The sequence below is a fragment of the Aeromonas sp. 600527 genome (assembly GCF_049175415.1).
Classification (GTDB): Bacteria; Pseudomonadota; Gammaproteobacteria; order Enterobacterales; family Aeromonadaceae; genus Aeromonas; species Aeromonas veronii_A.
The window spans coordinates 37,961-55,631 of the sequence record NZ_JAAKVA010000002.1 but is presented as its reverse complement, the minus strand read 5'-3'; the positions used below and the strand labels follow the sequence as shown (position 1 = coordinate 55,631).

Genomic DNA, 17,671 nt, shown 5'->3' with positions numbered 1-17,671 from the left:
ATCGTTATCCGTTGAATGCGTTGGTGATGCCCTCGGCCACTGCAGCGGCGTGGGACTCCCGAGCGTGTCGGTCTAACCAGAGGGCGCGGGCCAAGCTGTCGATGTCGTCTTCGTCATGGGGCAGGTAGTGGCGCCGCAGCGCCAGCGCCTGCTCCAGGTGATTGCGCTCGATAGCCTCGGCGCGCGCCGTCAGTTTTTTACGGTGATCTCCAGATCGGGGGCGAACTGCTGGTTAATGGCACCGGCCAGCTGCAGCGCCGCGCCCGGGCGTTTGAGCAGCTCATCGAGCGCCTCTTTGCTCTCCTGGCAGACGATCTTTTTCAGGTAGTTGTGGGCCGGCGCCACCTTGTCGCTTGGCATCATGTCGTTGATAAAGCCGTTGTAGGCCACCATGGTGGGGGCGAACTTCAGCTCTTTGCCGGCGACGTCCAGGGTGATGATGGGAGTGGTCATGGGGTGTTTTCCTCTTGTTCAATCCAATGGTTCAGGGTGTTGATTTGTGTTTGGCAGCGGCGCAGCGCCATCTGCAGGGTGGGGATAAACCGCACGGCATCGCCGTAGGTGCGCCCCTTGAAATCAGGCTCCGGGCAGTGGGGCACCAGTCCCGGCGGTGGTAGCCGCTTTACCAGCTGCGTTTGCACCACGGTTTGGGGCTGGCTGGAGCAGGCGCAGAGCAGCGTCAGGCAGAGGCTCGCGAGCGCAGTCCGGGCGGCCCGCCGGCGGCGTGGCCAGCGCTTGTTGCAGTTCATCGGCGGTTTTCCTCTGTTGTTGGTCGAGCTCGGCCAGGGCGGCGTTCTGGGTATCCAGCAACTTGCGCAGCCCCGCGGCATCGCGCAGCAGTGTCGCCAGCTGACTGGCCTGCAGCTGGTTGGTCTGCTGCAGGGTGTTGATGGTCTCGTTGGCGGTGGCGAGCGCTTTGCCCCGGCTCTCCAGCATTCGGCTGCCAAGAAGCAGGGCGGCGCCCATCACCAACACCAGGATGAGCAGCACATTGGAGAGCAGTGCCTTGAAGGTGTTCATGCCAGTACCCCGCCGAACTCGGTGAATTTGGCCTGCAGGTCGGCCAGCTGGTGCTCGCGCTGACCGTAGCCGGCCCCCGGCAGGCTGGCCCAGATATTGGCGCATTTGGAGATAGCCTCGCGGATACGACCCTTGAGCACATCGTCCAGCGCCTTGCGCTCGCGAATAAGCTGGATTGCCCAGGCATCTTGCGACTCGGGGCCAAAGTCCGGCAGGCCGAGCTGGTCGCGGTAGTGGGCCCAGTGCTTTGACAGGAACTGATAGCGGCCAGCCGCGGTGCTGCTCAGGGTCTTGTTGACCTGCACCAGCACGTTCGGGTGGGTGGTGTAGCTCTCAAAGAACCCCGCCGGATTGACCAGCTTGTTGTACCCGTCATCGCCCCGGCCCTTGGTGCCTTCGGCATAGGCCAGCATGTCGAGAAACGCAGCCACCTGCGGGTGGCAGTGACTACGCGGCATCGTTGCTCCCCCTTTTGCTCAGTACTGTCTTGGCCTTTTCGCGGATGATGTCCACCCCGAGCAGCCCCACCACACCGCCGATAAAGGGGGCCGCCTCATAGGGGACGCCGAGCAGGGTGGTGCCCGACGCCGCGGCCAGGGTAATGAGGCCGCACAGGGTGGACTCGATCAGACGGCGACGCCCGCTGCCGCCGTCATAGGTGATGCGCATGAAAGAGATGCTCAGCGCCAGCAATGCCCCGGACACGGCGGGCCAGTTGTCCATCAGCCAGGCCATCAGGGCGGCCCAGAGGGTGGGGTCTTTGTTCGGCATAGATTTCATATCCCGTTCTCGTTATCGCCCGTGTCGCTCGGCACGGCTCTGGCAGGGGACGCACAGCCGCACCCCCGGCACATGTTGACGGCGTGCTGCCGGGATGGGGTCGTCGCACTCTTCGCAGCGGTGCCGGCTCTCCCCCTGGTAGCGCCCTTTGCCCACCTGGTTGGCCAGATGTACGGCCAGCATTCGGGCGGCGTGACTGTTTGCGCGGTCGATATCGTCCACCTGGCCCCCTTACCCTTTGAGGTGGCGGGTGTCGTCATCCGAGAGGTACGGCACGCCATTGATGTGAACGAAGTCGGGGGAGGTGACGATGCCCTTGAGCTTGTGCACCCCCTTGCTGCCCCCTTTGGGGTCGATGTCGAGCAGGTCGGCGATCTGCAACTTCACCCCGAAGGCCTCCACCTTCATGGTTTCGTCGCCGGTGTCGGCGTAGAACAGCACATCGTCCGGTTTCAGCCCGCGCCAGCTGCCGGCCCGTTTGGCGGCATCACTCAGCAGCTTGAAGTTCTTGGCATCGAGCTCGAACTCGCACTCGGCCGATACCTCGCCATCCACATAGCCGTCAGGGATGCCGCGGGTTTGCGCCACGGCGCTGCTGTCGGTGATGGTGAGGCTGGCCTTCTCGACGTGCACCATGGTGCCCAGTAGTTCAATGTCGAAGCTCTGCCCTGAAATGCGTCTGGTCATGGCTTAGCCCTCCCCATTGGTGAGGCTCAGATCGAGCATGATGTTGATGGTTATCCCCTTGGGGCAGTCCACGGTGCGGATCACCACGTAGATGGAGACGTGGTTTTTGTCGGTCCACTGGATAGCGATATCGCCATCCCGAGGGGAGGTGATCTCGCCCGGGAACGGCTGGCCGTTGATGGTGGTGGTCCTGGCCATCTCGCGCAGGTCTTTGCCAAAGTAGAGAATGGCGGCGGCCGTGCTGCCCGGGGTGGAGTTGAACGAGCGATCGCCGATACGGGCAATGGCGCGTACCCGCATCCGGCGCGCCACCTTGTAGGCCACCCGCAGGTTTTCGATCACCTGGTAGTCGCCGCCCTCGGCGTCCAGAGTGCGGCCGTCGGCCCAATAGATGCCGTCATAGTCCGGGTACCACATCGGCACCGAATAGCGGTTTTGTTCCAGGGTTTGCAGGGTGGCCAGCGGCAGCTCGATCCCGTCCTTGTCCTTGGGCTTGTTGCCAAGGCCGACCAGGGCACCGGTTTTGACCCGGCACGGGGTATCGGCAATGCTCACCGCCCGGTTGCACAGACGTCCGGCGTAGGCGCCGGCGAGGTTGGGCCACAGCTGCGGCAGCAGGGTGACGGATTCGGCCTTGATGCCATCTTGGAGGGTGACCAGGGCGGCCTCGTAGTCGCTCCAGCTCTGGCCATCCTGCTCGGCGGCATTGATCCCCGCGACCGCCAGCAGCATGAACTGCCAGCGACCCCACTTGGCGATCAGCTCCTGGTTCAGCGCGTGGGCGGCGTTGATCTTGGCCTCATCCCACTCTTGCCCCAGTACCACCACCCCTTCAAAGGATTGGGTCTTCTGGGCCTCACGGACTGCATCTTTCCAGTCCATGTCGGTGGGCAGCACATAGGCGGCTGCCGTCCAGTTCTGGCCAGCGTTGGCCATGGCGGCCTGCAGGTTGGTTTTGAGCTCGCTGTCAGCGGCGCCCAGCAGTTGGTCAAAGTCGCTCTGGGTGTTGAGGGAGAGCAGCTTGCCGGTATTGCTTGGCGCCGTGCCGACAAACAGCAGGTGGCGCTCGACCTCGGTCACTGGCCCCTGCATCTGGTTCAAGTTGTTGATCTGTACATAAGGCCACATGGCGTTATTTCCCCTTCATCTCTTGCTTGTTGACGTCCCAGCCGTAGTCGATGCTCTGCAGGGCACGGGCAAAGGCTTGCTCCCGTTGTTTGGCGTTGGCGCCGAGGAACGGGCGGGCAGGGAGCTCAATCTCCCAGCGTGTTTTCACCGGTTCATCCTTGAGCTTCCTGATGAGCAATCCCGCCTGGGCGTAGTTGAGATTGCCGGTGATCCAGCCGAGCGACGCCGAGCGGTATGACCCCTTGCGCGCCCCCGGGCGCTTGAACCCGAGCTCGCGCAGCTTGCGGGCCTGCGCCTTGGTCGCCGGTTTTTGCTTACCGCCTTCACTGGGGGCAATGCGGCGCCGGCTGGCCGCGGTCACCTGATAGGTGTGCCCCTTTTGGTGGGTGTTGGCGATAACCCCCGCGTGGGCGTTCATCGTCCCCCGTTTGAACCCGAGCTCGGCCACGTCCTGATTGGGTGTGTGGATCTCCAGCAGCTTGGGCAGGCCGCGCAGCATCTTGCGTTTGCCCCGCTTGCGCGGTGCCCAGGGCTTGCCGTTGGGGTCCTGCTGCTGGCGCACATGACGAGCCGCCAGCTTTTTGAGCTCGGCCGCGGCGCGCCACACCAGGCGCTTGCGCTTCTGGGGTGGCAGGGCCAGCAGGTTGAGCTGGTCCTGGCTGCGGCGGGCGTCCAGGGTGATGGTGATCATGCCGGGCCACCTACCTGGTGATGGCCGGTGTCACCGACGTTCATGTCGATGTGGTCGGCCACCCAGATCTCATAGGGGGCCACCTGCCAACGCTTGCCGAGCCAGTTGATAGGGCCGCTCGGGTGCTCGATAAGGCGCAGCGGCTCGGTAAAGGCGAGCTGGATCTCGAGATCGGCGCTCTTCTCATCGTTCGGGGTTACCGCATATTCAGGGTCGGCCAGCGCAAACTGTTCGCGAAACGAGTCGTGCTCCTGCACCCAGGCGGCCACGGCGGCCAAGACGATGGCCGGATCCAGCTCACGAAAGGGCAGTTGTTCAACGATGAACACCGCCTGATAGGTGAGCCAGGCCACGTCCACACCGGTGGGGCCCATGTTGCGGGATTCGAGCCGGATCGTTCCGTTCTCCATCCAGCTGTCGAGGGTCTTGCGGCACTTGGCCGGCAGCACCCGGTTGAGCTCGGCGTGGAGGGCGTGCAGGAAATAGCCCTGGGCCTGCTGTTCACTCATCTCTTTACTCATATCAACGAGACCCCCGCCCGATGTTTGCCCTTGATGCTGCGTACCAGTTGCTGGCTCTCGGCCAGCAGTTGGGCCCGTTGCTCCAGCGCCCGCTCGGCCAGGTTGTTGGCTGCCGGCCGCTCGGTGACGCTGGCGAACTCCGGCAAGAGGGCAGCCTTGGCGCGGGCGAACACGGCGGCCAGATACTGCTCGGTTAGCGCATTAGTGCCACCTTCAAGGCTTGGCCCCGGTACCTCGGCGGCACTGGCATAGCCCTCGGCCATCAGCGCAGCCTGGCGCATCGCCAGTTGCAGGTTGATTTCCGAGATGGCCGCCAGTAGCGCGGCGCCGGTGGTTTGCGGGTCAAGGTCGGCAGGCAGGGCGCGGCGGCGCTCAAAATCGGCCACGGCCACATCGGGCCAAAACCCGTCATTGCGGATAGTGGCGGCGCTGTAGTCGATATCCTTGCCTGCAAACATCAGTGACCTCGCTGGTTGAATAGGTGCACCCCTGTTGCCACGCAATTGCCGCTGGATTCACCAAAGGCGCTCCATGGCATTCGCGCCGGGGTGCGACGGCGCGGAGAGTCGGTTGGTTATTCGGGATTGAGCACCCGCAGGCGCATGGCAATCTTCTGGCGCAGGGTGTTGACCCCCACCTTGCTGTGCAGCTTCTCTGCTTGGGCCAGCCAGTGGTCGGCTTGCTCCAGCGTTGCGCTGTCACCCACGGCACTGGGGCGTGGCTGACCGTCCTGGTCACGTAGCAGCAGACAGCCCGCTGCCTTGAACCACTTGGCGGTGAGCTTCTCGTTAAGGCGCCAGTCACCCCGCACCTTGTCGAATACCCGGGAGAACCAGGGCTCGACCGCATGGCCCTCGGCCGCTTGCTTCTCGGCCCACTCCAGCACGGTGTCGGCCACAAAGTGGGCCCAGTCCCGCTTGATGTTGTTCGGGGTGCGCTGGCCTTGAGCGATAGCGAGCTCGGCCCAGGCGATGCCGGTGTCGAAATCGCCCACATCGAAGGCCCAGACGGTGAGCAGCTGAAACAGCTCGTTCTGATAGGGCTGGTTGGACTGCGCGACGCTTGCCAGATAGCGCTCCACATAGGGGCGGTATTTGGGCATCAGCTCGCTGCGCTTCATGTTCACCCGATCGCCAATGCGGGCCAGCTTGCGCAGGCGCACGATGTCCTGCTCCAGGGCAATCATCTGCAGGTGCAGGCTGTCCGCCACCGCGCCGGTGGCCATGCCCGTGCAGGCGGCTTGCGCGGCCCCCTTCATGGCTTGTACCCGTTGCTTGTGGCGTTGACCCGGTGAACTCATGGCTTAGCCTTGCTGCTCTGCAGCATCTTTTTTCTTGGCTGCAGCCTCAGCAGCTGCCGCAACCACTGCCGGATCGGCACCAATCTCGATGTCGGCCTCTTCAAAGCCGCCATAGGCCAGATACTCACCGATGGCGTAGCCTTCCATCCGCCAGTACTGGTTATCGAAGCACTTCTTGTCCTGGTTATCGTCGGCCTTGCGCTTGCGGGTGCCGCGCTGGGTGTAGATGTGCAGGTTGTCGAGGGTGGTGACCACCATCCGCTTGCCCGGGAAGAAGGGCGGGATGTAGGCCTTGCGCCCGGCGATGGACTCGGCCAGCTTCTGGGCGGCGATCTGCTCGGTCGGTTTGGTCGCTTCGCTGTAGAGCTTGGCTTGAGCCGAGGCCACCAGATCGGTACCGACCAGCACGACCAGGCGCGGGTCCTGGCGAAACAGCGGATCGATGGTGTTGTTGATAAGGTCTGAGGCCATTTCGTCCAGGGTCTTGTAGTTCCCCTGGCCGTTCGGGTCGAAGTAAATCTTTTGGCCGTCATCGGCCTTGATGATCTGGCTGCCGTCGTTCCACTCGCGGGCCAGCTGGTGCCAGCCTTTGTTGACGTCTTCACCCAGCGGATGGGCGGTCGGGTCGGTGTCGTCGGCCGCTTCCACGCCGTTCCAGCCGACGCGCAGCATGTCTAGGGCAAACGCCTTGTTGATGAAATCGCCCACCAGGCGCAGGAACTCGCCCTCGCTGCCGGCGTTGGCCCAGACGCACAGGGTGGCCCAGTCGAGCGAGGCACAGGAATCAGTCTCGTTCAGATCGTAGGTGTTGCCGGCGACGCCGATCTTGCCGTTAAAGCGGCCATCCTTCTTGCGGCCGGTAAACAGCTTGCCGATGCCCACTTGCACTACCTGGCCCTTGATCTGGTCTACGTCGAGGCAAGTGATAAGGCCCAAGAACTCGACGGAGGCGAGCAGCGCAGCGCGAAGGCCGGTTTCCACCGGACCGGTGACGCTGAACTGCTTGGCCAGCGCGTTGACGGGGATGCCGTAGGCCTTGGCCAGGGCGTTGCTGTATTGCTCCAGGCGCTGCATGGCCTGGACGGTAAGGGTCTGGCTCACGGTCGCTCCTTAATAGACTGCGGGGGTATCGTCACCGCCGAGGGCGCCCGGGCGCTGGCCCGGCTTCTCGACAGAGAACTGGTCGATCTTGCTGTTCAGCTCGCCGAACTTGTCGGTCAGGCTGGCCAGGGTCTGTTCCAGCTTGCTGAACTGCTCGGTGGTGATGCCGGGTTGCTCGTCCACCTTGGCGGGCTCGGTGACCGGTTGGGTGGTGTCGTCGGTGGCCGGTTTGGCGTCCAGCTTGGCGCTGAAGGCATCGATCTTGGTGCCAAGGCCGTTGAGGGCCCCCAGCATCTGATCGAACTGTTCTGGTTTCATTTCCTCATCCTCGGGTTGGCTGGGGGGAGTCGTGGGCGCTTGCTCGCCATGGCTGGCCAGGAAGCTGAAAAACTTGGCGATCAGGCCATCGGCCTTCTCGTGCTTGGGTAGCTTGAACATGGAGAGGTCCAGCGGCTCGCTGGTGCCAACGGCCTGTCCCTTGTTGCTGTTGCTGAACTTGAGATGGGTGGTCCCGGTGCTGGCAGGCTCGTCGGTGACACCGAGGCCCAGCAGGTAGGTACGCCCCAGATCGGCGAAGTTCTCGAAGGGTTCGATGGAGCAGAACTGATACTGGCCGTTCTGGTTGTAGTAGATAAGGTCGCGATTCGGGCAGAGGATGGCGAACAGTTTGAGCTTGCCATCCACCTCTTCGGTCTTGAGCGCCTGCACCGTGCCATAGCTGGACCAGCGGTCGTGCTCCGGCCAGATGACGGCGGTGTAATAGGTCGGATCGTAGGTCTCGGCCATGTCGGTGAGCCAGTCGCGGGTAATATCCCGCCCATCCACCGCTTTGCCTTCGGTGGCGATACAGACCCAGCCAGTTCTCAAGGTTGATTCGTTCATGCCTGCTCCCAATAGATGCGGGGTCAGGCTATCGGGTCAGCAAGGGGGTTTCATCCAGTTGTGTTCGTGGCGATTCGGATCTGGCAGATATCCGAATTGCGTGGAACATCAGTGAGATAAGCAAGGGGAGGGGCTGGCTATGATGGCGCCATCATTCACCTGATGGAGGCGCCGTGGCGTATCCCGAAGAGATCCGCAATGCCGCGCGGGGACTCTACCTTAAACGATGGACACCCCAGGAGATCAAGGACGAACTGGGGCTCAACTCCTGCCGTGTGGTTTACTTTTGGGCCGAGAAGTACGGTTGGCGCGATCTGCTGACCGAAGAGGCGGTGGAGGATGCCATTGCCCGCCGGGTGCAGTCGCTGCTCGGGCGGGAGAAGAAAACCAGCGCTGAGCTGGACGAACTGGACCGACTTATCGGCCACCATGTCAGCCTCAAAGAGAAGGCCATCAAGTGGGCCGAGCGCCAGCAGGCCATCAAGGCCCAACGTGAAGTAGGAGAGGAACCCGCCCCGCAGCGAACCCCACGGGGGCGGGGTGGCCAGGATGGTGGCCGCAAGGGCGGCAAGAAGTGCAAGAACGAGGTCAGCCACCTGACGGCCGATGACTTTGCCGAGTGGCTGGGTACCCTATTTGGCTATCAGTTGCGCTGCCGGGAGGCGAAGAACGACCCGACGCTACCGCGTACCCGCAACATCCTCAAATCCCGCCAGATCGGCATGACCTACTACTTCGCCGGCGAGGCGCTGGAAGATGCGGTGCTGACCGGCGGCAACCAGATATTCCTGTCCGCCACCCGCGCCCAGGCCGAGGTGTTTCGCTCCTACATCTGCAAGATTGCCCAGACCTTCCTCGGCGTCACCTTGACCGGCAACCCCATTGTCCTGTCGAACGGGGCCGAGCTGCATTTTTGCTCCACCAACTCCAACAGCGCCCAGTCCCGCTCTGGCAACGTCTATATCGACGAGTATTTCTGGATCCCCAACTTCGAGAAGCTCTCCGACGTGGCCAGCGCCATGGCGACCCAATCGCGTTGGCGCAAGACCTACTTCTCGACCCCGTCGAGCAAGGTGCACGAAGCGTACCGGTTCTGGACCGGGGATCGCTGGAAGGGGCAACGCCCGAGCCGGGTGGCCATCGATTTCCCGGGCGAAAATGACCTGCGCGACGGTGGCCGCGTCTGCCCCGATAGGCAGTGGCGTTACGTCATCACCATCGAGGATGCCATTCGCCTTGGCTGTAACCTCATCGACATCGAGGAGCTGAAAGACGAGTACCCGGAGGAGGTGTTCGACAGGCTCTACATGTGCCGCTTTATCGACGATGCGCTGTCGGTGTTCAAGTTCCAGGACATGGAGCGGGCCGGGGTAGACCCCAGCCGGTGGGAGGACTACAAGCCCGGGCGGTCTGACCCGTTCGGCCGGCGCGAGGTGTGGCTGGGCTACGACCCGAGCCGCACCCGCGATAACGCCACCCTGGTGGTGGTCGCACCGCCCATGGTGGCCGGCGAGCGGTTCCGTGTGCTGGAGAAGCACTACTGGCGCGGGCTCAACTTCCAGTACCAGGCGCAGGAGATCGAGCGCATCGCCAAGAAGTTTCGGGTCACCTATCTCGGGGTCGATGTCTCCGGCATCGGCGCCGGGGTGTATGACCTCTTGAAGCCCACCTTCAAAGGGATATGCCACCCCATCAACTACAGCATCGAGAGCAAATCGCGGCTGGTGCTCAAGATGATCGACGTGGTCGAGGCCAACCGCATCGAGTGGGACAGCGCAGATCGGGATATACCGCTGGCGTTCCTCGCCATCAAGCGCAGCACCACTGGCGGCGGCCAGATGACGTTTCGGGCAGCCCGCGACAATGTGACCGGTCACGCCGACGTCTTTTTTGCCATCGCCCACGCCGTGGCTAACGAGCCGCTCGATACCACCCGAAAACGTAAATCCACCTGGGCAACCAGCCAGGAGAGAAAGGCAGCATGACCAAGCGACACAAACCCCAACCGGCCCGGGCGGCCACCCCAGCAAAGAGCGCGGTGGCGTTCAGCATGCCGGAGGCCATCGACCCCACGGCCTGGATGACCGATTACACCGGGGTGTTCTACAACCCCTATGGCGAGTATTACCAGCCGCCCATCGAGCGCAAGGGGCTGGCCAAGGTGGTGCGAGCCAATGCCCACCACGGTGCCATCCTGATGGCACGCCGCAATATGGTGGCGGGGCGCTTTACCAACCAGCGCACCACGGTCACCGCCTTTGCCCACAACTACCTACAGTTTGGGGACGCGGGCCTGCTTAAACTGCGCAACGGCTTTAACCAGGTGGTAGGGCTGTTGCCGCTTTCGAGCGTCTACCTGCGCCGGCGCGAGGATGGCTGCTTTGTCTACCTGCAGCAGGGCAAGCCGAACCTGATTTACCGGCCGGAGGACATCATCTGGCTGGCCCAGTACGACCCCGAGCAGCAGATCTACGGTATGCCCGACTACCTGGGCGGCCTGCAGTCAGCGCTGCTCAATCAGGACGCCACCCTGTTTCGGCGCAAATACTTCCTCAACGGTGCCCATATGGGGTTCATCTTCTACGCAACCGACCCGAACATGGACGACGACACCGAGGAGGAGATGAAGGAGATGATCGCGAGCAGCAAGGGGGTGGGAAACTTCCGCTCGATGTTCGTGAACATCCCGGACGGTAAGCCCGATGGCATCAAGCTGATTCCCGTGGGGGATATTGCCACCAAGGACGAGTTCGCCGCCATTAAGGGGATCACCGCCCAAGATGTACTGACCTCTCACCGCTTCCCGGCGGCGCTTGCCGGCATCATTCCGACCAATGGCGGGGGAGGGCTCGGGGATCCCGAGAAGTACGATGCGACCTATGCCCGCAACGAGGTGCTGCCGCTGTGCGAGCTTATCCAGGATGCCATCAACAGCGCGGGACTCCCCCGATCCCTCTGGGTCGATTTTCGGGAGAATATCGGCTCAGCTGTATAAACAAACAGTGTTTGCTGTGGCAAGATAGGCTGTTGATTTGGATAGAAAAGGGGGCGTAATGCGGGTTTATTGCAAAGTGTGTGGCCAGCGGGGCCGCATTACCAAGACCAACCGACTGAGCGATGATGTCTCGGATCTCTACTGCCAGTGCACCGATGCCGAGTGTGGCCACAGCTGGGTGGCCACACTCTCGTTTAGTCATACCTTGAGCCCATCTTCCCGAACAACCAGCCAGTTAGCATTAAGCCTGATTAGTTCACTGACCCCGGAGGCGCGTCAGATGGTTATTGGTCATTTAGGAATAAAATAATGATGCATTACCCACGACTAACAATTGCATCATTGAGAGAGTTAATAACCGTCCTAATGTAGGATTCGTCTGGGCTTGCTAATGCTTGGTTTTCACCTGAGGATGTATGTAGGAGGACAGTATATTGCTTTTTATTACCCATCCATGAAAGCACTGCAATTACTAACAGGACAAGTCCACCTATAAACACTCCGCCGCTTCCACTCAGCATCATCGCTAAGCCTATGAGTCCCATAATAATTGAACCGAGTCTATTTGGTTTGATAACTCCAGACTTTACGGAGGTAACATTGTTCATTGCGTAAGTTTGCCCATCTACAATGAATCTGCTGTTACTCACACTGACATTTCCCTGATTGAAAAAAATCTTTTCTTCCATTTTCTCCCCCATAACTTGTGACAATATTGTTTACAGCTATAAAACGAATTTTGAACTAGTCGAATAGACGCGATTGGCAATCATTAGATTGCATATTTTAGTTATGGTGGTCAATTGAGTTATGTAAAAACTACGGGTTAAAAGCTGTTTTTACGTTTGGTCATAACTGGTATACAGCAACGATGTTGCTCTGAACTTGGCTTCTTCTATTGTCTTATGCCATCTCGCTCTAAATCGTGTGTGCTGGCGGTGCCATTGCTAGGGGCTTTGAGTGGTTCATGGTTGGCAGGCACGTCTTGGGGGGCGGTTGTATCCCCCTTTCCATCCTGCTGCGGCTTATCCAGAAAGCCCCCCTCTACCAGCTCGCCTTTCACCTGGTACTGTGGCGAACCGAACAGGACACCCACTCCATGACTGGAGGGGGTGATACCTGGTCTTTCCGCCTTCGGTAGGTCTGCCATGGTGTAAAACAAGGTGGCTATGGCCAAGACCCCTACTGTCGCCAGGAGAGTGACAGTCCAGCGAGCTCTCATTTATCTACACCTATCGCCTCGCTCGGCTTGCCCTCATTAGGTACAACTTCTCCATATCGGTTGAGGGTCATCTTTTCCCAGCGGTCCTCTGGGAGAGTCACTTTAAAGTCCGGGCTATCAACTAGCCTCCCTGGCAGTGTGTAATCGGGGTTTGGCTTGCCAAAAAGGACGCCAAATCCATGAGCCGACTCACTGATGACCCGTTCCTCTGGCGGCTTATGGCGCTGTTTCTCCTTGGGCTTGAGTCCATGAGCTACGCAGTCACGAGAGAGAATGCCTTTGCTGAACTTCCATGTGCCTTGGCGTACCTCGCATGATTGCCAGCCCAAACGCTCTGTTGCAGAACTGGCGAGCCACCAGCCAAACAACCCAGCAAGGATGGTCAGTCCAGCGCACACCATGACAATGCGGCTGTTACGTTGAACGGTACTTGCTGATGTGTCGGGCGCTGGCCGGTACTTCCCAAGTGTCAGCCTGGCGCCTAGATATAGGCAGAAAGGTACACCAGCCGCGGTGAATGCGGTTGCAATCCATCCTCGCCAGTCCTGGGTCGCCAAAGGGTCTGGTGGGGTGCCTGTGACTAATGCCAGTAGTTCACAAGTAGCGTTTCCAGCCGACCATGCAAGCAAGGCGCTGGTACATAACATGAAAAGGCCGCCAACCCTTAAAGTTAGCGGCATTGGTTCGCGTGTCATTCCTTAACGTTCTCTCTGATCGTGTCGGTCAGTCTTTCCGTGAGTTTGAACTGGTCATCGAGTTGGTCTATCGCCCAGCCTGCACCTATGGAGCCGGCAACGAAGTAGATCCCACTAGCCATGACTGTGACCGGCAAAACGGACATGGCAAATCCAGTCAGGGCCAGCGCTATGCCAGATGCAATCAGTCCCTTTGTAATGTCGGCCCCAATGTTACCGAATAGCGCCATAGTGTCGCGCTCATCGCTGGCCCAGTATTGGATCAGATTCACCGAGACGGTGAAGTAAATGTCGGCAACGATCCCCATCTTAACCAGGTGTGTGTTTGCCCTGGCCCCAATCCCCAGCCTCAATATGTTCGGATTGCCGGCCTTCCAGATGTTGCCTGGGATGGTTTTTCTTACAAGCTGGTAGTTTTTGACGATGGTGTAAGGCTCACCATTTATCACTTTGGTGTATGCAAGGACCCCAAGGCCGCCCAGTCCTTTGGCGGTGTCATGGGCCAATTTTATGCGCTCGGCGGAGTCTTTGACTGTCTTGATGTTGCCAGCAACCTCTTTGCCGTTGAGCTGGTTCCATAGCTCCCTGGCCTCATCCAGAGTTAGGAATGCGATAACCTGCTCTTTGTGGGTATAGGTAACATCAAGTTTTTTGCCGGTGATCGGGTTGTACGGCGGCCAGAACCCTGGAGCGTTGGCGGGCAACTCAACGGGTGATTGGGTGCTGGCGGGGGCCGCTGCTGCTCTTGCTTTTGTTCCGCCGCCCTGATTGTCACCGACAGTTGTCCCTTGGACGGGCTGAATGGTGTTGCTCATCGGTGGGCAGCCGCAAGCTACATAATCGCCCTGCAGTGCGACCGGCCCGCCCGGGCCGATGATGGAACGGGGGCCGACGGCGACGATAGGGCCCTGTCCGACTTTGCAAGCAGGGCAGGTCGCGATCATCCCGATATACGTGGTTGGGGAGCCTTCGCTGAGCCAGCTGCTGTCCCCGTCTTGGATCGCGCCACCAGTGCTGGTGGGATCGCCTTTCCTTGCAACATTTCTCATATCACTCCTCCATACTGGGATATCCATCGTACCTCAAATGAAGACGTTTTATGCTGAGTGAGGTTGAGTTATGAGCTGTATCCGTCTATTTTCGACACATCAAATTTAGGGATATGAGAAAGGAGCACACTAAATCGCCTTTGAAAGCGGCGGTACTCTTCGCGGCAGATGTTCCGCTTGATGTTCAGGCCCAATCCTCGCTGTAGACGTCCTGTTCTTGCAGCCACTCCGGGGTGTCCAGCTTCTCCAGTTCAGCCCACATGTGTGACTGATAGGGCTCCGGCAGTATCTCGATCCAGCGGTGCGCCCCGGTGTGGCCTTGTGCTTGGTAGATCTCACCGCACAGTTCAACCAGCATCGGCCAGTCCGGATCGCCTTCCGGTACCGCGTACTCATCCGGGTGGTCCTGTTCGGCGGGCCGTAGTCCTTCTGGCTGCCAATCCGGTTCACTTGGTAGCGTTCGGCTCGATTGCACCTGGCCATTCTCCAGCCAAAGGGTGAAACCGTCCGTGCTGACACTGGCGCCAGCCCGCAAACGGTCGATGGAGAAGGGCGATAATCCCCATTGTTCCCTCATGATCTGGTCTGCGAAGGCATCAGGATCCGGTAGCGTACAGTTATTGTCAGAGCTCCAAGGTGCCGGGCTGTCGCCCGTCTTAACCCCAACCCCACTCGCTGCAGCCTGGCCAGCTTTCCTGGCTTCATGAGTACCGGCAGGCACAATTTCCCACCCTTGCAGGCGGGTCTTGATGCCCAGGCGAGCAGAGGTAATGCCCATCAGGCGCTTGATGTCTTCGCCATAGCTGTTGGCCTGCTCCTCGATAAGGTGGGCCAGCTTGATAGGGTGTTCGGCGCGGGTCGCCAGTGCACCGCCCATGGCGTGCAGATAGCAGCGAAAGATGCCGTTATCTGCGGCAAAGCGGGCGGCCTCAAAGCGTGGGTCTTGCAGCACTGGCTTGGGTGGGCCAACCAGTTCGGCATTCTTCTTGGCGTTGCTGATGCGGCGCAGCTCACGCCATACCCCGACCGGGGCGCCGCCGATCTGCTGGAAGGTGCGAATGCCCCACCAACTGGCCCAAGCCACGGCATGCAGGGCGCCCTCATCGGCGGCGGTGCCAGCCTCTTCGTCGTCGTCCAGGTAGGCGCCGTCGATGTTCTTGGCAATGTATTTGGCGATATAGCCCGCGGCATCGCCCTTGGCCGGGTCTATCTCTTTCCAGTCGAAGCGGGGAGTAAAGTCGGTAAAGGGTGGGGCGCCCTTGATATCCCGTACCAATTCTTCATGGTCATCGGTCAGGGCATAGCGTTGCAGGATGCCGATCACCCGGTTGCGATCTTCCGGGCGCATAAATAGCAGCAGATGCCAGTGCGGGGTGCCGTCGTGGTGAGCCTCGCAAACGCGAAATCCATAAACGGGCGCGTTCCACCGTTTGAGGGCGGCCCTGGCGCGGCTCCAGAGTTTAGCCAGATAGGCGCAGGTTTCCCGCGGCGTGGCCCCTTGATAGCGTTTGTTCTCTACCGCTTTGCCGTTGTGCTTTTGTGTCCAGGCATGAAAGCGGCTCGGGGCTGTCCAGGTGAAGAAGACCCCCACATGACCCTGCTCCTCGGCATAGTCATTGAACCCCCGAGCACGCACCATCATTTCGTTGCGGCGGTTCACCGGGTTGGCGTTGCTGGCCTCCCAGCAATCCTTCATCGACACGACCAGGTCATACTGCTCGTTGACCACTTCCGACTCGGCCAGCCAGCGCATCATGGCCCGCTTGCGTTCACGCACCACCTTCATGGTGGCGTTCGATACATAAGCCGACACGCCCTTGCGTACCTTGCCGAGCAGAATGTTGATCTGCTCCTGCAGCCGATCCCAGCAGCGGTTGACGCGCTTCTCCCACCACTTGGCAGAGAGCAGGCGCACCAGCACGCTCAGGATCCAGTTATCCCGCACTTCGTTGGTTTTGAACTTGGGCATCTTGCCGATAAAGCCCCACTGATCGGCCGGTTGACGCATTAGCTCCCAGGTCTGCAGCAGATCCGGCTCTGCGCCGTCTTTGATGTCCTGTTCGATGTTCTTGTAAATGGCTGCGGTCTGGTTGGCGAATTGGTGGGCAACCTTTTTGCGGCCATCTTCATCGCGCATCTCCCTTGGGTTGACCGGGATGGAGTGGAGCTGCTGGCGCACCCAGCGGGTTCGCTCACGCAGCCAGATATTGGCCGCCCGGCAATGGGTGAAGCTGCAATCCTTGCGGCGTCGTGCGTATTGCTTGAACAGGTCGCGGGTTAACTCGGGGGAAAGGCCATCGAGCAACTGGATAGCCCACAGCAGATCGTATTGGCCGCGTGGGCCGCCGAAAACGGCGTCAAAGTTGACGCCGGGCAGAGAGTTGCAAAGGGTGTTGACGCGCTGCAGCTGTGCTTTCCTCGACAGCGGCAGCCGGGTGGTGAGCTTGGTCATGCGTTAAGCGGATAACGTCTTGATGCGAAACAGGCATCCACTGATGCGCTGCTGAGCATGGGTTTTCATTCGACGGGCGGCCGCACACTGGCGCAGCAACAGCTTAATGCTGACGCGGGGGCGTGCAGGTAGCCGGCGCGCATGGGCCAGCTCCCGTTGATAAAGACGCAGCCGCGCTGCGTCCTCCCGATAGGTCTCTTGCCAGCGAACCATCAGGCTGGTCAGTTCCTGCTGCAGGTGATGGGTCACTTGATCACCTCACCTTGCCCATGCAGTGGCGCGCACTCCTGCCACCACTCGCCGATCTCTTTGGCCAGCGCGGTTTCGCCCTGACCCAGTGCCAGCCAATAGACAGAGCGCACCGCACCGAGTGCCAGCAGCTCTCGGGGGATATCCCGATCGCCTCTGGCCTCACCACCGGCGGCGATAAACTCGGCGCGGGCTGCCAGCCAGTGGGTGGTCAGCTGGTTGTGAGCGGGGAGTAGTGCCGCCTCTTCATCGTCTTCATCGCCGTCATCATCGAGCAGATCAGCCGGGTTGCTGGTCGCAACCAGCTGTAGCTGGATGTACTGCTGGCCGGAGTAAACCCCGCCCAGGGCGATGCGGTTGTCTTCGGCATTGGCCGCGAACATATCGGCCAGCAGCCCTTCGACCACCTTGGGTGCCTGGCGGGCAATCTTGATGATGTCGCTCATTGGCAGGCCCTCCGGTTGATGCTGACAAACAGCTGGTGCCAGCGCAGGGCACGCTTGGCCTGGGCTAACAAGGTTTTACCCTCAGTTCCTCTGAGGCATGAGGAGTGACGGGCTTTGGCGGTGAGCCGCTGGCGCAGGCGCGGCAACTCGGCCAGCGCCTCCTGTTCGGATATGGGATGGAAGATTTTGCTCATGCCTGCACCTCCGGCGTGGCGATACCGGTCAGCAGCCAATCGACATGGCGTTTCAGCTCCGGGTGGTTGGCGATCAGCAAGAACAGACCGCCCCCGATCTCGCGGTATCCCAGCTCGTAGTTCTTGAGCGTGGTGGGCGGAATGCCGAGCTGGTCGGCAAACTTGGGGCGGCTCAGCTTCAACTGTTCCCGCAACTGGCGCAGGCGCTTGGCGGCATGGTGGTTGAGCAGATTGATTTGGGTTGGTTGTGCGTTCATGG

General features: G+C 60.6%; 25 protein-coding genes. 3 read left to right on the top strand and 22 right to left on the bottom strand.

From position 1 onward, the window contains the following. Positions 1-4: 4 nt before the first annotated feature. The 15 genes from G5154_RS03730 to G5154_RS03660 form a co-directional block, all read right to left on the bottom strand. Positions 5-139: a DUF6890 family protein gene (locus tag G5154_RS03730; protein WP_421263899.1), complete on the bottom strand. Its 135-nt coding sequence runs from the start codon at positions 137-139 to the stop codon at positions 5-7. Positions 140-189: 50 nt separating this feature from the next. Next, entirely contained in the window at positions 190-453 is a 264-nt protein-coding gene (locus tag G5154_RS03725) for a putative phage tail assembly chaperone (RefSeq protein ID WP_029299933.1), read from the bottom strand. Then, positions 450-644: an Rz1-like lysis system protein LysC gene (gene lysC, locus G5154_RS03720; protein WP_421260259.1), complete on the bottom strand. Its 195-nt coding sequence runs from the start codon at positions 642-644 to the stop codon at positions 450-452. Before lysC ends, G5154_RS03725 begins: the two co-directional genes overlap by 4 nt. After that, positions 577-1,020 (bottom strand): hypothetical protein, encoded by a 444-nt coding sequence (locus G5154_RS03715; RefSeq protein WP_421263876.1) that lies wholly within the window; start codon positions 1,018-1,020, stop codon positions 577-579. Before G5154_RS03715 ends, lysC begins: the two co-directional genes overlap by 68 nt. Beyond that, on the bottom strand, positions 1,017-1,478 hold the full coding sequence (locus G5154_RS03710; RefSeq protein ID WP_421260261.1) for a glycoside hydrolase family 104 protein: 462 nt from the start codon (positions 1,476-1,478) through the stop codon (positions 1,017-1,019). Before G5154_RS03710 ends, G5154_RS03715 begins: the two co-directional genes overlap by 4 nt. Next, on the bottom strand, positions 1,468-1,791 hold the full coding sequence (locus G5154_RS03705) for a phage holin, lambda family (protein WP_421260295.1): 324 nt from the start codon (positions 1,789-1,791) through the stop codon (positions 1,468-1,470). The genes G5154_RS03710 and G5154_RS03705 overlap by 11 nt, the downstream gene beginning before the upstream one ends. Before the next feature lie 21 nt (positions 1,792-1,812). Next, entirely contained in the window at positions 1,813-2,022 is a 210-nt protein-coding gene (locus G5154_RS03700) for a TraR/DksA family transcriptional regulator (protein WP_421260262.1), read from the bottom strand. Positions 2,023-2,031: 9 nt separating this feature from the next. Continuing rightward, a complete protein-coding gene (locus G5154_RS03695) occupies positions 2,032-2,487 on the bottom strand; it encodes a phage protein (RefSeq protein WP_099358949.1) in 456 nt (151 codons plus the stop codon). A 3-nt stretch (positions 2,488-2,490) separates the two neighbouring features. Continuing rightward, on the bottom strand, positions 2,491-3,615 hold the full coding sequence (locus G5154_RS03690; RefSeq protein WP_421263875.1) for a DUF2586 domain-containing protein: 1,125 nt from the start codon (positions 3,613-3,615) through the stop codon (positions 2,491-2,493). A gap of 4 nt (positions 3,616-3,619) precedes the next feature. Then, positions 3,620-4,306 (bottom strand): phage virion morphogenesis protein, encoded by a 687-nt coding sequence (locus G5154_RS03685; RefSeq protein WP_421263874.1) that lies wholly within the window; start codon positions 4,304-4,306, stop codon positions 3,620-3,622. Then, the gene (locus G5154_RS03680) at positions 4,303-4,815 is read right to left on the bottom strand and encodes a phage tail protein (protein ID WP_421263873.1); all 513 of its coding nucleotides are present in this window, start codon (positions 4,813-4,815) and stop codon (positions 4,303-4,305) included. Before G5154_RS03680 ends, G5154_RS03685 begins: the two co-directional genes overlap by 4 nt. An 8-nt stretch (positions 4,816-4,823) precedes the next feature. Then, a complete protein-coding gene (locus tag G5154_RS03675; protein ID WP_421263872.1) occupies positions 4,824-5,285 on the bottom strand; it encodes a head completion/stabilization protein in 462 nt (153 codons plus the stop codon). Between the two features lie 116 nt (positions 5,286-5,401). Further along, a complete protein-coding gene (locus G5154_RS03670; RefSeq protein ID WP_421263871.1) occupies positions 5,402-6,127 on the bottom strand; it encodes a terminase endonuclease subunit in 726 nt (241 codons plus the stop codon). A gap of 3 nt (positions 6,128-6,130) precedes the next feature. Continuing rightward, complete coding sequence (locus G5154_RS03665) at positions 6,131-7,228, bottom strand: phage major capsid protein, P2 family (protein ID WP_421251942.1); 1,098 nt, start codon at positions 7,226-7,228, stop codon at positions 6,131-6,133. A gap of 9 nt (positions 7,229-7,237) precedes the next feature. Beyond that, positions 7,238-8,110: a GPO family capsid scaffolding protein gene (locus G5154_RS03660; RefSeq protein ID WP_421251941.1), complete on the bottom strand. Its 873-nt coding sequence runs from the start codon at positions 8,108-8,110 to the stop codon at positions 7,238-7,240. A 173-nt stretch (positions 8,111-8,283) separates the two neighbouring features. Between G5154_RS03660 and G5154_RS03655 the strand changes: the two genes are divergently transcribed. The 3 genes from G5154_RS03655 to G5154_RS03645 are packed head-to-tail and all read left to right on the top strand — an operon-like array spanning position 8,284 to position 11,415. After that, on the top strand, positions 8,284-10,095 hold the full coding sequence (locus G5154_RS03655) for a terminase large subunit domain-containing protein (protein WP_421263870.1): 1,812 nt from the start codon (positions 8,284-8,286) through the stop codon (positions 10,093-10,095). After that, complete coding sequence (locus tag G5154_RS03650; protein ID WP_411623701.1) at positions 10,092-11,105, top strand: phage portal protein; 1,014 nt, start codon at positions 10,092-10,094, stop codon at positions 11,103-11,105. The genes G5154_RS03655 and G5154_RS03650 overlap by 4 nt, the downstream gene beginning before the upstream one ends. A gap of 58 nt (positions 11,106-11,163) precedes the next feature. Then, the gene (locus G5154_RS03645) at positions 11,164-11,415 is read left to right on the top strand and encodes an ogr/Delta-like zinc finger family protein (RefSeq protein ID WP_421263869.1); all 252 of its coding nucleotides are present in this window, start codon (positions 11,164-11,166) and stop codon (positions 11,413-11,415) included. A 7-nt stretch (positions 11,416-11,422) separates the two neighbouring features. Here the strand turns inward: G5154_RS03645 and G5154_RS03640 are convergent, their stop codons facing one another. The 7 genes from G5154_RS03640 to G5154_RS03610 form a co-directional block, all read right to left on the bottom strand. Then, positions 11,423-11,794 (bottom strand): DUF6232 family protein, encoded by a 372-nt coding sequence (locus G5154_RS03640; RefSeq protein WP_421263868.1) that lies wholly within the window; start codon positions 11,792-11,794, stop codon positions 11,423-11,425. Positions 11,795-13,018: 1,224 nt separating this feature from the next. Next, positions 13,019-14,071 carry a PAAR domain-containing protein gene (locus tag G5154_RS03635; protein ID WP_421263867.1) on the bottom strand — a complete coding sequence of 351 codons (1,053 nt, stop codon included), beginning with the start codon at positions 14,069-14,071 and terminating at the stop codon, positions 13,019-13,021. Between the two features lie 184 nt (positions 14,072-14,255). Then, positions 14,256-16,523: a replication endonuclease gene (locus tag G5154_RS03630; protein WP_421263866.1), complete on the bottom strand. Its 2,268-nt coding sequence runs from the start codon at positions 16,521-16,523 to the stop codon at positions 14,256-14,258. 3 nt (positions 16,524-16,526) lie between these two features. Continuing rightward, positions 16,527-16,772: a hypothetical protein gene (locus G5154_RS03625; RefSeq protein ID WP_421263865.1), complete on the bottom strand. Its 246-nt coding sequence runs from the start codon at positions 16,770-16,772 to the stop codon at positions 16,527-16,529. Next, positions 16,769-17,218: a hypothetical protein gene (locus G5154_RS03620; RefSeq protein WP_245094329.1), complete on the bottom strand. Its 450-nt coding sequence runs from the start codon at positions 17,216-17,218 to the stop codon at positions 16,769-16,771. Before G5154_RS03620 ends, G5154_RS03625 begins: the two co-directional genes overlap by 4 nt. Continuing rightward, a complete protein-coding gene (locus G5154_RS03615) occupies positions 17,215-17,412 on the bottom strand; it encodes a hypothetical protein (protein ID WP_245094326.1) in 198 nt (65 codons plus the stop codon). Before G5154_RS03615 ends, G5154_RS03620 begins: the two co-directional genes overlap by 4 nt. After that, complete coding sequence (locus G5154_RS03610) at positions 17,409-17,669, bottom strand: helix-turn-helix domain-containing protein (RefSeq protein WP_024943315.1); 261 nt, start codon at positions 17,667-17,669, stop codon at positions 17,409-17,411. The genes G5154_RS03615 and G5154_RS03610 overlap by 4 nt, the downstream gene beginning before the upstream one ends. Positions 17,670-17,671 lie beyond the last annotated feature (2 nt).

Coding starts and splice junctions, on each gene's coding strand:
- G5154_RS03725 (WP_029299933.1), bottom strand. CDS start 453: ATGACCACTCCCATCATCACCCTGGACGTCGCCGGCAAAGAGCTGAAG.
- G5154_RS03715 (WP_421263876.1), bottom strand. CDS start 1,020: ATGAACACCTTCAAGGCACTGCTCTCCAATGTGCTGCTCATCCTGGTG.
- G5154_RS03710 (WP_421260261.1), bottom strand. CDS start 1,478: ATGCCGCGTAGTCACTGCCACCCGCAGGTGGCTGCGTTTCTCGACATG.
- G5154_RS03705 (WP_421260295.1), bottom strand. CDS start 1,791: ATGCCGAACAAAGACCCCACCCTCTGGGCCGCCCTGATGGCCTGGCTG.
- G5154_RS03695 (WP_099358949.1), bottom strand. CDS start 2,487: ATGACCAGACGCATTTCAGGGCAGAGCTTCGACATTGAACTACTGGGC.
- G5154_RS03690 (WP_421263875.1), bottom strand. CDS start 3,615: ATGTGGCCTTATGTACAGATCAACAACTTGAACCAGATGCAGGGGCCA.
- G5154_RS03685 (WP_421263874.1), bottom strand. CDS start 4,306: ATGATCACCATCACCCTGGACGCCCGCCGCAGCCAGGACCAGCTCAAC.
- G5154_RS03680 (WP_421263873.1), bottom strand. CDS start 4,815: ATGAGTGAACAGCAGGCCCAGGGCTATTTCCTGCACGCCCTCCACGCC.
- G5154_RS03675 (WP_421263872.1), bottom strand. CDS start 5,285: ATGTTTGCAGGCAAGGATATCGACTACAGCGCCGCCACTATCCGCAAT.
- G5154_RS03670 (WP_421263871.1), bottom strand. CDS start 6,127: ATGAGTTCACCGGGTCAACGCCACAAGCAACGGGTACAAGCCATGAAG.
- G5154_RS03660 (WP_421251941.1), bottom strand. CDS start 8,110: ATGAACGAATCAACCTTGAGAACTGGCTGGGTCTGTATCGCCACCGAA.
- G5154_RS03650 (WP_411623701.1), top strand. CDS start 10,092: ATGACCAAGCGACACAAACCCCAACCGGCCCGGGCGGCCACCCCAGCA.
- G5154_RS03645 (WP_421263869.1), top strand. CDS start 11,164: ATGCGGGTTTATTGCAAAGTGTGTGGCCAGCGGGGCCGCATTACCAAG.
- G5154_RS03640 (WP_421263868.1), bottom strand. CDS start 11,794: ATGGAAGAAAAGATTTTTTTCAATCAGGGAAATGTCAGTGTGAGTAAC.
- G5154_RS03635 (WP_421263867.1), bottom strand. CDS start 14,071: ATGAGAAATGTTGCAAGGAAAGGCGATCCCACCAGCACTGGTGGCGCG.
- G5154_RS03630 (WP_421263866.1), bottom strand. CDS start 16,523: ATGACCAAGCTCACCACCCGGCTGCCGCTGTCGAGGAAAGCACAGCTG.
- G5154_RS03620 (WP_245094329.1), bottom strand. CDS start 17,218: ATGAGCGACATCATCAAGATTGCCCGCCAGGCACCCAAGGTGGTCGAA.
- G5154_RS03615 (WP_245094326.1), bottom strand. CDS start 17,412: ATGAGCAAAATCTTCCATCCCATATCCGAACAGGAGGCGCTGGCCGAG.
- G5154_RS03610 (WP_024943315.1), bottom strand. CDS start 17,669: ATGAACGCACAACCAACCCAAATCAATCTGCTCAACCACCATGCCGCC.